Source organism: Tolypothrix tenuis PCC 7101 (assembly GCF_963874875.1).
In the GTDB taxonomy this organism is placed as follows: Bacteria; Cyanobacteriota; Cyanobacteriia; order Cyanobacteriales; family Nostocaceae; genus Aulosira; species Aulosira tenue.
Genome location: NZ_CAWNJS010000001.1, coordinates 7,676,011 through 7,691,251, shown reverse-complemented (window position 1 = coordinate 7,691,251; position 15,241 = coordinate 7,676,011). Strand labels below are relative to the sequence as shown.

Here is a 15,241-nt window from a genome sequence, read left to right as displayed (position 1 = left end):
AACAGTTACGAGAAAACATTTATCTACATAAAAATCTAAAGAAATTATTAAATATTAGAAATTATTGCTGATTGCATGAGATTGTAAATAAACAATAAAACCTCTCATTTTTAATGGGGTCAGCCATTATAAAGACCCTAAATATAAAGCTACTTGGCACTCTCACCGTCTTTGACCTTAGAGAGTGCCAATTGCTTTTGAGATAAATTTAGGCATTTATAAGCGTATTTGAGAGTTAACCTTCATCAATAACGAAATAACTCGCCCAATCTGCTCCTAATAACTTTTGATGAATTTTACTAATATTAGGAGTCATATTTGATTTTTGAAAAAATTTTCTATAAATTTATTCGTTATTTTCTGTTACTTTTCTACGTACAAAAATATTTCTATGACGCAATTTATCTACCTTTACATCGAAGCTGCATTAGGTAAAGTTTATTGACCTATATTATAAACGCTTAAAAAAGTTGGGAATACTAAATCTCTGGAACCACAGATTTAATAATCCAATTATTATGGTTAGCATCGAAGTTAGTATTCCTCAGATTCCTGGTTATCGCGTTAATGAAGAAATCTACAACGGTTCTAGAACACTGGTTTATCGAGGATTTCGAGAGACTGACAATAAACCTGTGGTACTGAAGCTATTAAAAAATTCTTATCCTAGTTTCAACGAATTGGTACAGTTCCGCAATCAGTACACTATTGCTAAAAATCTGCAATCACCGCTAATTATTGGGACATATAGCCTGGAAGCATATCAGAATGGCTATGTGTTAGTTATGGAGGACTTTGGCGGAATTGCTCTTAGCCAATGGCACAAAATCAGAACAAATGTATTGAGCTTAATAGAGTTTTTCCAAATTGCGATCGCACTGTGCAATACATTAGATATACTTTATCGCCATCGCATTATTCATAAGGATATTAAACCTGCGAATATTCTAATTAATCCCGAAACCAAGCAAATTAAATTAATTGACTTTAGTATTGCATCTTTACTACCACGAGAAACTCAAACGCTAATTAGTCCCAATATATTGGAAGGTACACTCGCTTATTTATCGCCAGAACAAACGGGGAGAATGAATCGCGGGATTGATTATCGTACCGACTTTTATTCTTTAGGTGTGACTTTTTACGAATTACTCACCGGAGAATTACCATTTCAATCAAATGATCCAATGGAGTTGGTACATTGTCATATTGCGAAAATACCCACAGCATTGGGGAATAGGGAGGAAATTCCGCAAGTACTAGCAGATATTGTGATGAAACTGCTGGCGAAAAATGCGGAAGACCGCTATCAGAGTGCGTTAGGTTTGAAATATGATTTAGAAAATTGCTTAGAACAACTACAGATAATAGGTAAGATTGAGAGTTTTCCGATTGGACGGCGGGATGTGTGCGATCGCTTTCTCATCTCTGATAAACTTTATGGCAGAACGGCAGAAGTTGAAAAGCTGCTGACAGCATTTAAGCGAGTCAGTGTAGGTGCTAAGGAAATGGTTTTAGTAGCAGGCTTTTCTGGGATTGGGAAAACTGCTGTTGTTAATGAAGTTCACAAGCCAATTGTGCAGAAGCGAGGCTACTTCATTAAAGGTAAATTTGACCAATTTAATCGCAATATTCCTTTCTCTGCTTTTGTGCAAGCCTTACGTCATTTGATGGTGCAATTACTATCAGAAAGTGATGCACAATTGCAAAAATGGAAAAGCCAAATTCTCCAAGCCTTGGGTGAGAATGCACAGGTAATTGTGGAAGTGATTCCCGAATTAGAACAAATTATTGGTGTGCAACCAGCTATACCAGAATTAGCAGGAAATGCGGCTCAAAATCGCTTTAATTTACTATTCCAAAAATTTATTGCCATCTTTACAACTAAAGAACACCCCCTTGTCATCTTTCTTGATGATTTACAATGGGCAGATTTGGCTTCTTTAAAGTTGATGGAATTATTGATGAGCGAAAGCGATATTGGCTATCTCTTAATGATGGGAGCCTATCGAGATAACGAAGTTTCTCCAGTTCATCATTTAATAGTAACTTTAAATGAAATTCAAGTAGCTGGGGCAAATATCAATACCCTGACATTACCTCCTTTAAAATTATCTCAGATTAACCAACTAATAGCTGATACCCTCAGTTGTTCTCTGGAATTGGCATTACCTTTAACAAAATTAGTATATCAGAAAACTCAAGGTAATCCCTTTTTTAATAATCAATTTCTCAAGGTTTTATATGAAGAAGGATTAATTACTTTTAATGTAGAGCAAGGCTATTGGGAATGCGATATTGCTAAAGTTAATGCTTTAGCACTCACAGATGATGTGGTTGAGTTTATGTCTATGCAATTACAAAAATTGCCTGCAGCCACTCAAGATGTTTTAAAATTAGCTGCTTGTATTGGTAACACTTTTGATTTAGCGACATTGGCAACTGTGAGACAAAAATCTCTAGTAGCCGCAGCTGCGGAATTATGGTCTGCTTTGCAATCTGGCTTAATTTTACCGCAAAGTGAGGTTTATAAGTTCTTTCAAGAAGCTGAGAATAATACCGATAGCAAATTATTCAAATATCAAAATTCCCCAACTCCTACCTATAAGTTTTTACATGACCGTGTACAACAAGCAGCTTATTTTCTCATTCCAGAAGCACAGAAAAAATTTACCCATTTAAATATCGGGAGATTAATGTTAAATAATACTCCCCAAGCGCAAATAGAAGATAAAATATTTCAGATTGTCAATCAGTTAAATCAGGGAGTTGAATTACTCACCGCACAGGATGAGAAACATGAATTAGCCCAGTTAAATTTCCAAGCAGGATACAAAGCCAAGAATGCTACAGCTTACAGTGCTGCTTGGGAATATTTAACGATAGGGCGGCAGTTATTAGCTGATGATTATTGGCAAAGTCAATATAATTTGGCGTTAAGTTTATACGACGCATCAGTAGAAGTTGCTTATCTCAGTGGTAACTTTGCTGAAATGGAAAGGCTAGCAGAAATTTTGCTCAAAGCAGCAAAAAACTTGATGGATCAAGTTAAAGTATATGACGTTAAAAATCAGGCTTTAGTAGCACAAAATAAACCTGTAGAAGCAGTCAATAATGGGCTACAATTTCTCAAATTATTGGGCATAGAATTTCCCACAGCACCCAGCCAAGCTGATATTATATCGGGATTGCAAGCAACTCAAAGCCTTTGGCAAGAGAAAGGAATTGCCGAATTAATTAACTTACCTGTAATGAGCGATCGCACTCAGTTAGCGGCGATGCAAATATTATCTAGCATCTCAGCAGCTAGCTATTTAGCAGCACCAGCACTTTATCCGTTGATTTATTTTAAGCAGGTAAGTTTATCAATTAAATATGGCAATACTGCCATTTCTACCCATAGTTATGCCTGTTATGCTCTGATTCTTAGCGCCATAGTAGGAGATTTTGAAACAGGTTATCAATTTGGTAAACTCGCTTTAGATTTATTACCCCAACTCAAAGCCAAAGAATTGGAATGTAAAGTTCAATCTATGGTTTATGGGTTTGTCAAGCATTGGAAAATTGCTGTCAAAGAAACTTTAATACCTTTACGTTCAGCCTATTATATTGGTTTGGAAACTGGAGATTTACAGTTTGCTGCTTACTCAGCCGTAATGTATTGCGGATTTACCTATTTTGCAGGCATAGAAAAAGAATTATCTGACTTGCAGCGAGAAGTATTTGCCTTGAGCGATTCTATCAATCAAATTAAGCAGGTAACTTGTTGGCAATATTTTCAAATGTTGCAACAGGCAATACATGATTTACGTTCAGCCAGAAATGTTGTTGCATACTTACAGGGGGAATATTACGACGAACAGAAAATGCTAACTCAGCATTTACAAGCTAATGATAGACTAGGTGTTTTTTATCTATACTTTCATAAATTGCTGTTGAATTATTTGCTGTGTAACTATCAACAAGCGGTTGTAGATGCTGCACTGACAGAACAATATGTAGATGCTGCTGCAGGGTTTGCTTATGTTCCCATATTTTACTTTTATGATTCTCTGACACAACTGGCAGCCTATAGAGAGAATTTAGTTGCAGATAAAGAGAAGTTATTAGCAAAAATCACGACAAATCAAGAGAAAATGAAAAATTGGGCGCATTCCGCTCCCATGAATTGCCAGTACAAATTTGATTTAGTCGAGGCAGAATATCAACGGCTATTTGGGGAAAAATGGCAAGCAATGGAGATGTACGATCGCGCCATTGCTGGTGCTAAAGAAAATGGTTATCTGCGCGACGAAGCACTGGCTAATGAACTTGCGGCTAGCTTCTATTTGGATTGTGGCAAAGAGAAAGTAGCTCAAGCTTATCTACAAGAAGCCTATTACGGTTATGCTCGTTGGGGAGCCAAAGCCAAGATAGAAGATTTAGAACAGCGCTACCCACAATTGCTCAAGAGTATGTTGCAAAGACAACAATATTCTTTGAATGCAACCACAACCATTGCTAATACTATCTCTGAAAGCAGCAGCACGACATTAAGCGATCGCACAGTTTCAGAATTTCTCGATTTGGCAACTATTCTCAAAGCCTCTCACGCTCTCTCTAGCGAAATTCATTTAGAAAAGCTACTTTCAACTTTGCTGTCTGTAGTCATAGAAAATGCTGGTGCAGATAAAGGTGTATTACTGCTACAGAAACAAGAAAAGTTAGTATTAGAAGCTATTGCTACATTAGGGGAATCACCTACACTGATGCGATCGCTGCCTTTAGAAGAATCGCTAGATATCCCAATTTCCTTGATTAACAGCGTTAAACGCAATCTGCAAGCCACAACCATTGACAATGCAACCACCGATCCCATATTGATGGTTGATGCTTATATTATTTCCCAACAGCCCAAGAGTTTGTTGTGTACACCCATTATCCATCAAGGTAAGCTACTAGGCATCCTTTATTTAGAAAATCACCTGACAGTTGGGGCTTTTACCAGCGATCGCCTCAAAGTACTCAATTTATTGTGTACTCAAGGAGCAATTTCTCTCGAAAATGCCCGCCTTTATCAAGAATCCCAAGTAAATGCCCAAAAAATAGCACAATCACTCAAAAAACAGAAAACTTTGTTTGATGTGGTGACGCAGATGCGAGAGTCTTTAGACTTAGATGCGATATTTTGTGCAGTTACCCAAAATATGCGACGGATTTTAAATGCCGATCGCGTTGGCATTTATCAATTTGAGGCAGAATCAAAGTATGAATATGGTAAGTTTATTGCCGAAGATGTCATCCCCGAATTTCCTTCTGCGCTAGCTGTTAACGTTAAAGATCATTGCTTTGGTGAAGACTACGCCAACCTTTATAAACAAGGGCGAATCTGCGCTATGGCTGACTTAGATTCAGCCCAGGTACTAGATTGCCATCGTGCGATTTTAGAACAATTTCATGTCAAAGCCTCCTTAGTGGTAGCAATTATTCAAAATGGCCAACTGTGGGGTTTGCTGTGCATTCACCAATGCGATCGCCCCCGTGAGTGGCGAGGTTCGGAAATTCAATTTGCCCAGCAAATAGCTGCTCAATTAGGTATTGCACTCCAGCAAGCAGATTTACTGCTGCAAACTCGTCAACAAGCAACTCAACTCGAACAAGCGCTTCAACATCTCCAGCAAACTCAACTGCAACTAGTGCAGAACGAGAAGATGTCAGCTTTAGGTAATTTAGTAGCTGGTGTGGCTCATGAAATTAACAATCCCGTGGGCTTTATTGCTGGTAACTTGGAACCAGCAAAAGACTATGTGCAAGACTTGTTTGATTTAATAGAGTTGTATGAAGGATTACCTCATGAAAATGCGGAAATCAACAAGAAAATTGCCGCTATTGACTTAGAATATCTGCGAGAAGATTTACCAAAATTACTAGATTCGATGTCTTTGGGCATTGAACGCATTGGCAACATTAGCACCAGTTTACGCACTTTCTCTAGAGCCGATAAAGCCTATAAAGTCCCGTTTAATATTCACGAAGGTATCGACAGCACAATTTTAATTCTCAAGCATCGCTTAAAAGCTAACGAACATCATCCAGTTATAGAGATTGTCAAAGAATACGGAGAATTGCCAATGGTGGAATGCTTCGCCGGACAATTAAACCAAGTATTTATGAATTTGTTGGCGAATGCGATCGATGCTTTAGAAGAGTCAAATAGCGATCGCAGCTTTGCCGAAATTCAAGCCAACCCCAATCAAATTACAATTCGCACGGCTAAAAGTGAAGATGGTAAACAGGCGGTAATTAGCATTCAAGATAACGGTACCGGAATGCCTGAGGAAGTCAAACACAAGATATTCGATCATCTATTTACCACCAAAGGAGTTGGTAAAGGCACTGGTTTAGGATTAGCGATCGCACGTCAAATTGTGGAAGAAACTCACAACGGGCGTTTAATTTGTAACTCTGTTTTAAGTGAAGGTACAGAATTCCTCATTCAAATACCGATGTAAATTTTTTGGGGAAAAGGTTAAAGGGTAAGGGTGAAAAGAGGCAAGGGAGCAGGGAGCAGGGAGCAAGGGGGAGAAATTGAGCCGGAGCGTGCCGAAGACACGCTACACGAACAACCCATGTTTCGTTTCTCTACGAGACGCTATGCGGTAAGCATAGCTAGGGCGCAGGCTTTACGCCACCTGTGTCAACTTAAGCTAAAAGCTATATACGGCGAGTGTTGTAAAAATACCTCGCGCCCTCATCCCCTAACCCCTTCTCCCGCAGGAGAAGGGGAACTAAATCTCTTGCTCCCTTCTCCCTGTGGGAGAGGGGCTGGGGGTGAGGGCGAAACCTTGCACAAGAGCGGGTTTCACGTTAAGTTGACACCAATGGCTTTACGCTCCCTCCACGCCGGGGGAAAAGGCTTGTTCCCCCTGCTCCCTGCTCCTTTTCCCCCTGCCTTTTCCAGTTAAAGGTTGTTTCTTTCCCATTCCCCATTCCCCTTTTCCCCTTTCCCATTTAATCAAGTGACTGTAATCATCACTCCCTGGCTTTCATTCGCTAGCCTATCGACGGCGCACACAGCGTATGTTCCCGCCCCAACAGTAGCAAAGTTTGTACCAGCAGATAAAATGCGTTGAATTACCCAGCCATCAGTAGTTTGGCGATAAAGCGTCCAAGAACGAACTGGCTGATCGTCTCCAGGTTTCCAATTGAGTCTACCATTCACATAAACTAGCCCTGTGGGTGCTGCTGGTGCTGTGGTAATTTGGGAAGACCAAGTAGGAGGAATGGCAGGCTTGCTATAAATTTGAGTTTGGAATTTATCAGCGATACCTTGACTGTTTTCCATCAAAACACCCAAATTAAAGAAGATATTACCCAGGGAATACCTTCCAGCTTGGCTACGACTAAATATTACCTGCTTTTCAATCTCTTCACTTTCCCGACTCTTGTTGCTGGGTTCGGTCAAATTGTTACCAGCGTAAACGTGTTTTTGCTTGGTGTTTACCTGTGTCCACCAATTGAGTAAAGCAGGATAACTTTGTTGTGTTTGGTCGGTACGCCAATATAGTTGAGGCGCAATATAATCAACCCAGCCTAGTTCTAACCATTTCTTCGAGTCAGCATACAGAACATTATAGGCATCTAAGCCCGTAATACCTGCTGGTTGTCCAGGGCGATAAATTCCAAAGGGACTAATGCCAAATTTAACGTGCGGCTTTGTGGCTTTAATTCCTTCCGATAGCCGCAGCACCATCAGATTGACATTTTCTCGTCGCCAATCACCTAAGCTAAGTCCACCGCCAGCGTTTTTGTAAGTGTCATAGGTTTTGCTGTCGGGGAAAGTTTGCCCAGATATGGGATAAGGATAAAAATAGTCGTCTAAGTGAACGCCATCGATATCATACCGGCGCACAACATCAAGAATAACGTTATATGCCCTGTCCTGAACAATTTTAATCCCTGGGTCCATCCACAATTGATTGCCCCATTTATAAACCACGTCTGGATTCGTAACAGCTATATGGGGACTGACATTAATTCCGCTATTAACACTAGTCTTAGCGCGGTAAGGGTTAAACCAAGCATGAAGTTCAATGTTGCGCTTGTGGCATTCTGCGATCGCAAACTCTAAGGGATCGTAATATGGAGCTGGTGCTTTCCCCTGAGTTCCGGTAACCCAAGCACTCCAAGGTTCTAAGGTCGAAGCATACACAGCATCTCCTTCTGGTCGCACCTGGAAAATTAAAGCATTAAAGTTGAGTTGTTGTAATTTAGTAATGATTGCAACTAATTCCGATTGCTGTTGTGCAACAGGTAGTCCAGGTTTAGAAGGCCAATCACCATTCCAAACAGTTGCTACCCACGCCCCACGAAATTCTCTTTGATGACTTAGCCTCACAGTATTCTGTGGAACTTCTACCACAGGTGGCTCAACTGGAGGATCTACTACTACAGGCGGCTCAGGTTTAGGGTCTACCACTACCACAGGTGGGTTTGGCTCAGGTTTAGGCTCTACTACTACCACAGGTGGATTTGGATCGGGTTTAGGCTCTACTACTACCACAGGTGGATTTGGATCAGGTTTAGGCTCTACTACTACAGGTGGGTTGGGAGATGGCACTAAGTACGTAGAGCTAATCTTGTCTGCTTTCCCCTGATATACCAAAGCTTGATAGGCTATGACCGCTAAATCAGCACGGGTTGCAGCTAGATTAGGGTTGAGTAATTTTATATTTGGGTAGTTAACTACTAACCCTGCACTCGTAGCAATAGCTACTTGATTTTTAGCATAACTGGCGATCGCAGTCGCATCTGTATAATATTGCGACAATTTATTGACTAAGTCAGGTTTTATCTTATTAGCAATCTCTAAGCCATTAACTATTGCCACTAAAACATCACCCCGAGAAATTCTATTATTGGGGCGGAAAGTTTTATCAGGGTATCCAGAAATAAACCCTGCTTCATAAGCATTTTTAATAACATTGGCTGCCCAATGATTAGTCGGTACATCAGTAAATGGGGAATATTTGCGCTTAGAAGTAAGTGTAAAGACTTTGGCAATGAGGGCAGCAAATTCAGCACGAGTTACTGAGTTATCTGGGCGAAAAGTACCGTTAGGATACCCATTGATCAAGTTCCGCCCTGATAAAGCTCCAATAAATGAGCTTGCCCAATGGCCTTTAATATCCGAGAACGCTGTAGAAGTAGATACCATTGTTGATTGCAGCTAGCGTTGTCATTGTGATTATCTCTTGTTAATTTAGCAACATCAGCGCGATCGCTGCATTTCTACATTTTTCTTGTTACTTATCCTCATTCCTTCCATCTGCTTTACTTCTAATATGGTTATGTCCACCTTACAATTTGTATTGATTTATTTTAAAATTGCTTGAATTGTGGTATATTTGCCAAAATTTGTAACCACAAAGTTTCTGATTGCAGTTAAAGGGAACCTTTTTGAGGCTGACTAGTTCAGATATCAACTAAGTGTAATTATTATCTAGCAATAGAAATTTTTTCAATAGTATGTTTATGATATTCAGCAAAAAAATTCGCTTTACAGTTGGTTTTGTTACTTTATTACTTTTTGGTTTTGCCAGTAGTCATCTATCTGCTCAGTCACAAGATAAACAAATCGCTTCAGCACATCAGACTACACAGAATATTGTTACTCAGCCAGAAAAACCCCTAACCTTATCATCTTTCCTTCTTCCGTTAATTAAATCTGCTCAAATACTTGCTGCAAGTGGGCAAAATTTTGCGACAAATCAACAAATAATTGCTGGGGAACTTAGCGAAACAGATAATAATAAATTGGTTCAGAATGTAGCATCAGCCTCGAAAAAATATAATGTAATTGATGAGTTTAAGAAATTTAAATTTAGTGTTAATAATAGTCAAGTTTTCTCTGCTGGTAAATTGCCAGCGACAAAGATAAGCTTCAACCAAAAAGATTTGTTAACTGTTCTTACCAATACCAGAAAATATTATCAAGACCATGCTAATGCAGACCCAGATGTTTTACGTACAGGTCTACTAGGTACTCAGGGAATAACTATAGATGATGTTCTCAAAACCTTAGATTTCATGGTTGCTGTCTTACAAGAGGACATTGCTAACAATCGCACTACGCGTTTACAAAATGCTAATTTTATTAACAGCAATTTTAAAGTCATCAAATGGACTCCTTATAACCCTAAGCAGACAAATCAACAAAAATTGCGAATTACAAAATATGCTGTTTTTAATCACCCAGGCTCCCATAAAAAAACAGCTACATATAATATTCCAATTTATAGCCTCAAAGATAATTTAGCTGCTGACAAATTCTACACCAGATATACAAAACAAGATGTGCTCTCAGGAATTTATGAACCTGGTGGTAAAGAATATGGCAAAGTTGAACCCATTGCATATTTAACCCGCCAAGGTTTAGAAGAAGCCTTGATGGAGGGAACAATTTTAATTAAATTTACCGATGGTACAGAAGAATATTTCAATGTCGATAGAAGTAATGAAATGCCCTATATCCGGGGATTAAAAGCTACTGCCCAAAAGCGTTACTGGTACTTTAGAAAAGTCAATGCTATTAAAGGTTATGGCTATAAAATTGATGCCAAAATTTCCATTAAACCAGGAGTCACCTTTGCAGGCGATGTGCTCAATATTGGCTTAGGGAAAATTATCGTACTTGAGCATACTATAAGTGGACGCAAGCAACTGCAAATGGGCGTGATTGCTGATACAGGCGGAGCTTTTTTACCTAACCTGCATCAGCTTGATTTTTTAGCAGGGATTTTTAATAATCACCAAGAATTTGGACAGCGAATTGCCCAAATGCCCGACTATGCTAATGCATATATATTGGTGAAGAAATGAAAAATCAGGCGTTGGGTAAGCTGTTAAGCATATAAGAAAGCACATTGAGACTGCAGGGGGGCAGGGAGCAGGGAGCAAGGGAGAGGGTTTGCAGCTTTTACCAGCATAAACAATGATGCAATTTAAATGACGATTAGCTTAAGATGAGGAAAACGGGGAATGATTGATCAGTTGCTTACCATTTATCCAATGATTGATGATTGCTCAATCAGTGCATCAGGTAAGCGTCCCCATTCATTCCAAGAACCATCATAATTTCTCACTTTGGGATAACCCAACAAGTATTTCAAAACAAACCAAGTATATGCCGATCGCCCACCAATGGCACAGTAAGGAAATACTTCCTTTTCAGCAGTAATCCCTTGACTACTGTAGAGATGATGCAACTCTTCGGCTGACTTGAAAGTTCCATCCGCATTCAAAGTCAAGGTATGTTCAATATGCACAGCACCCGGAATATGTCCGGCGCGTTCTGTTCCTTGTGGCGGTTGCATCATGAATAATTCACCATTGTTCTCTTGAGAAGTACGCGCATCTAATAATACACGCTCTTTTTGGCTCAAAGAGGCTTGAACTTCCGCCAGCAAAACCCGCAAGTTAGCATCGGGTGCTTTGGCTTGGTAGTGAGTAGGTGTAAAAGTAGACAACTCTGCCGCTAGTGGGCGCCCCTCTGCTACCCATTTTTGATAGCCACCATTGAGAAAATATACGCGATTATGTCCAAAAAGTTGCAACAGCCAGAAAATCCAACCTCCGGTTCCAGGATAGCTACCATAGGCGACAACTGTTGTGTCAGGGGAAATACCCGATCGCGAAAGCAGCTTTTCTATAGATGTGGGATCTAAATTTATCCGCAAATCGGGAGTTAAGATATCTGTGAAAATATTCCAAAAGACTGCTCCAGGGATGTGAGCATTTTTGTATGGTTCTGGACTCATATCCACCTCAACCACCCGCACACTAGAATCGTTGAGATGATCCATCAGCCATTGCGTATCGATCACAACTTCAGGATGAGCATACTGAGACATCGGCGGTTCTCCTGTGATTTACACTAAAACTAAGATTAGGAGAAGAGACTTAGCTCGCCCAGTCCTCGATCGTGTACAGTTTTCGACACAATAATTATGAGAAATTCCTTGCAGATGCTCTTTGAAGCCATCAACCAGGCCCATAATGAACAGGAATTGCGATCGCAAGTTGTGCCGAAACTTGGTGAGTATTTTACGACTAAAAAATGTGGCATTTTCTTCTTCGATCAGCTGCGCCTTTTAGATCGCAAGTTACAGAAAATACTAGAAATTGCACTATCAATCGAACATAATCCAGTTGCACGTTACTTGGTGGAACGTCATACTCCGGTTCATGAAGCCTTAGTGACATCACCCCATGTCTGGAGAATGATTTGTCCACGCAGCGATCATTGGCACGTCATGGCAGGGCCGATTGTCAGTCAGGGAAAATTAGTAGGTGCAATTGGCTTTACCCGCGAACAGAAAATGACTGCATTTGATGCCCAGAATTTAGCAGATTTAAGTGCGCTGTGTCTGCACCTCTCGATTTGGAATGCGACAATGCGATCGCAATCTTATAATTTCAAGTGCGATCGTTTAACGCCTCGGGAATTGCAAATTGCTGAATTAGTGGCGTTAGGTTACACCAACGCCGAAATCGGTCATCAACTTTGGATTACTGAAAATTCTGTGAAACAAGCACTAAAAAGAATGTTTCGTAAGCTTGAAGTTTCCTCTCGTGCTGAGATGGTTGCTCAACTTGCAGCATTTACACAGCATTCTTCACCCGCAACAGAGCAATCTAATTTGATGCTGAATACATACCTAGGGTAGTGGATTTGCTCAAATATCATGTGGCTTAATGTTACAAAACCAGTTGATGCGATCGCATTGCAGGGCGATGCAATTCAATTGCAGGTCGATGCATTAATATAACAAGCCGATGCAATGGCATTACAGGGCGATGTATTAATATAACGAGCCGATGCAATGGCATTACAGGTCGATGCATTAATATAACGAGCCGATGCAATGGCATTACAGGGCGATGCATTAATATAACGAGCCGATGCAATGGCATTACAGGGCGATGCAATTCAATTGCAGACTGATGATTAATATAAAAAGCCGATGCGATCGCTCAACGTTAAATCTTGAACCCCGTGGGCTGGTTGTTATGTGGGATTAAAGCCGATGATAAGGCACGATCTTGATCTAGAGCAGGAACACTAATTACCAAACATGGTCTAACTTTCGCTACATAGCCTAAATCGACAAGCCAAACTTCACCACGATCAGGACTACTCATGAGCAGATTCTCGTTGATCTAACTCTAAAAAAATCCCTTCAGCATTTAGAATTAAATCTTCATCAGATAAAGGCGGAAAATCTAAGTGAATTATGCGCTTTAAAATTTCTGATGCAAACTCTAGTCTTTCTGAATCTGTCAATTGCTCAAAAGTGTTTAATAGTTCTTGTACTAGAGCAGTCATGATCTCTGTCCTCAGATTCGACCAATTTTATTTACATCTGATGATGTTATCTGTTCTCTAAAATTATTCTATCCCTGAGGAAACAGAATTTTTCTGTATAATATGGTCATATTATACAGAATTTTAATTCTATTGACCTATTTAGAACTTATTATGCCAATCTACTTGTTTTTACTCATACTCATGCAACGCCCCTAACTTTCGCATCTCTGGCCAAATCATCGCGGTTGCAACCACAACCAGAATTGTGCCAATTCCACCACCAACAACGGAAACTATTGGGCCGAATAAAGCCGCCGCTAAACCTGACTCAAAGCCCCCTAATTCATTGGAAGCGCTAATAAACACACTATTAATTGCTGCAACTCGACCGCGTAAATGGTTAGGTGTGCGAATCTGAACTAAGGTATGGCGAATCACAACACTAATACTATCTAATGCGCCACTTAACGCCAGCATTAGCAACGACAGCCAAAACCAGCGCGATAAGCCAAAGATAATCGTTACTACCCCAAAACCTACCACAGACCAAAGTAAGGCTGGCCCAGCTTTACGCATGGGTGGCAGATGTGCTAAAGTTACCGCCATAATCAGCGCACCTATGGAAGGGGCAGCTTGCAGATACCCCAACTCTACAGGGCCGACGTGCAAAATATCCTTGGCAAAGATGGGTAATAAGGCTACTGCACCACCTAGTAAGACTGCAAACATATCTAGGGTAATTGCCGCTAAGATTATCTGATTTTTCCAGACAAATTCAGCGCCCCCAGCTAAGGCTTTGAGTGAGATTGGTTCTTTAGAAAGAGTGGTGTTTTGCTGTTTAATTGGCAATGTTAAGGCAAAACATAAAAATGCTGCCACAGCCGCTAATATATATACGCTTGTAGCATTTCCAAAAGCTGCGATCGCAAATCCTCCTAAAGCTGGGCCGATCACTGTCGCTAACTGAAAGCTGGTACTATTCCAAGTAGCGGCATTGGTAAAGGCACTTGTAGGTATCAACTGCCACATCATCGCATCGCTTGCAGGCTTTAAGAACGCTCTAGCTACACCTGAGAAGACCAAGCAGGTATAAAAAAGACTAATTGCACCTTGAGTATAGGAAACTACTGCCAAAGCCAAGGAGCAAAAAGCCAGCAGTAGAATAGATAGTAATGTGGTAAGTTTGCGATCGCGTCTGTCAGCCACATGGCCAGCAATTAATGTCAGGGCAATCATTGGGACAACTTGCGCCAGTCCTACCCCACCTAATACCATCGCTGAGTTGGTACGTTCATAGAGTTCCCAACCGATAGCTACTGTTTGCATTTGTGAGCCTGTAAACAGTACTACCCGCCCAATAGTAAATAATCGATAATCGCGAAACCTTAATGCTGCAAAGGAGTCGTGTTGTTTTCCCTCTAGATTAAGGAGCTTTTTTAACTTCTGTTTGCTCAAAGACATTTTTTAGTAGAGTCAACCCTGCTTCAATTTGTGATATTTGTTCTGGTGTCAGACCATCAAGAATATCGGCAATATGAGCGCGAGTAGTTGCTTGGGATTGCAGTAACAGAAATTTTCCTGATTCTGTTAAATTCAAAACTATTCGCCGCCGTTCTTGAGGATGATCTGTACGCTGCACTAAATCGCGTTGTACTAAGCGTTCAATGGTGGTTGATGCTGTAGCGCAAGTAACTCCTAAATGCTCTGCTACCTCAGATAATGATGCACCAGGATTGCGGTTGAGAAAAGCTAGCGATCGCAACTGAGGTATCGACAGAGATTCAGCATTGTGACTACGCATATCTGCTCGGATAAACCGCATCAGCAAGGGAACTGTTTCCATTACTCTCGCAGCACATTCTTCCGTGGGTTTTCCGAGCTTGGGCATCTTTT

General features: G+C 40.5%; 10 protein-coding genes. 3 read left to right on the top strand and 7 right to left on the bottom strand.

The window, feature by feature from the left end; all coding sequences use genetic code 11:
- Positions 1-518 precede the first annotated feature (518 nt).
- Entirely contained in the window at positions 519-6,491 is a 5,973-nt protein-coding gene (locus AACU25_RS30330) for a trifunctional serine/threonine-protein kinase/ATP-binding protein/sensor histidine kinase (protein WP_096582032.1), read from the top strand.
- Between the two features lie 503 nt (positions 6,492-6,994).
- On the opposite strand, the gene AACU25_RS30325 is transcribed toward AACU25_RS30330, so the two are convergent.
- Entirely contained in the window at positions 6,995-9,196 is a 2,202-nt protein-coding gene (locus AACU25_RS30325) for a glycoside hydrolase family 10-like protein (RefSeq protein ID WP_096582029.1), read from the bottom strand.
- 311 nt (positions 9,197-9,507) lie between these two features.
- Between AACU25_RS30325 and AACU25_RS30320 the strand changes: the two genes are divergently transcribed.
- Positions 9,508-10,860, top strand: coding sequence for a hypothetical protein (locus AACU25_RS30320; RefSeq protein WP_096582027.1), 1,353 nt, complete (start codon positions 9,508-9,510; stop codon positions 10,858-10,860).
- A gap of 182 nt (positions 10,861-11,042) precedes the next feature.
- Here AACU25_RS30320 and AACU25_RS30315 read toward each other — a convergent pair whose 3' ends face one another.
- Positions 11,043-11,891, bottom strand: coding sequence for a sulfurtransferase (locus tag AACU25_RS30315; protein ID WP_096582025.1), 849 nt, complete (start codon positions 11,889-11,891; stop codon positions 11,043-11,045).
- Positions 11,892-11,987: 96 nt separating this feature from the next.
- Between AACU25_RS30315 and AACU25_RS30310 the strand changes: the two genes are divergently transcribed.
- Positions 11,988-12,707, top strand: coding sequence for a LuxR C-terminal-related transcriptional regulator (locus AACU25_RS30310; protein ID WP_096582023.1), 720 nt, complete (start codon positions 11,988-11,990; stop codon positions 12,705-12,707).
- Positions 12,708-12,738: 31 nt separating this feature from the next.
- Here AACU25_RS30310 and AACU25_RS30305 read toward each other — a convergent pair whose 3' ends face one another.
- The 5 genes from AACU25_RS30305 to AACU25_RS30285 form a co-directional block, all read right to left on the bottom strand.
- Positions 12,739-12,954, bottom strand: coding sequence for a hypothetical protein (locus tag AACU25_RS30305; RefSeq protein ID WP_190446061.1), 216 nt, complete (start codon positions 12,952-12,954; stop codon positions 12,739-12,741).
- A gap of 66 nt (positions 12,955-13,020) precedes the next feature.
- Complete coding sequence (locus tag AACU25_RS30300; RefSeq protein ID WP_321206906.1) at positions 13,021-13,182, bottom strand: hypothetical protein; 162 nt, start codon at positions 13,180-13,182, stop codon at positions 13,021-13,023.
- Positions 13,175-13,366: a hypothetical protein gene (locus AACU25_RS30295; protein ID WP_096582021.1), complete on the bottom strand. Its 192-nt coding sequence runs from the start codon at positions 13,364-13,366 to the stop codon at positions 13,175-13,177. The genes AACU25_RS30300 and AACU25_RS30295 overlap by 8 nt, the downstream gene beginning before the upstream one ends.
- 171 nt (positions 13,367-13,537) lie before the next feature.
- Positions 13,538-14,809, bottom strand: coding sequence for an MFS transporter (locus AACU25_RS30290; protein WP_096582019.1), 1,272 nt, complete (start codon positions 14,807-14,809; stop codon positions 13,538-13,540).
- Positions 14,772-15,236 (bottom strand): MarR family winged helix-turn-helix transcriptional regulator, encoded by a 465-nt coding sequence (locus AACU25_RS30285; protein WP_045868093.1) that lies wholly within the window; start codon positions 15,234-15,236, stop codon positions 14,772-14,774. Before AACU25_RS30285 ends, AACU25_RS30290 begins: the two co-directional genes overlap by 38 nt.
- Between the last annotated feature and the right edge of the window lie 5 nt (positions 15,237-15,241).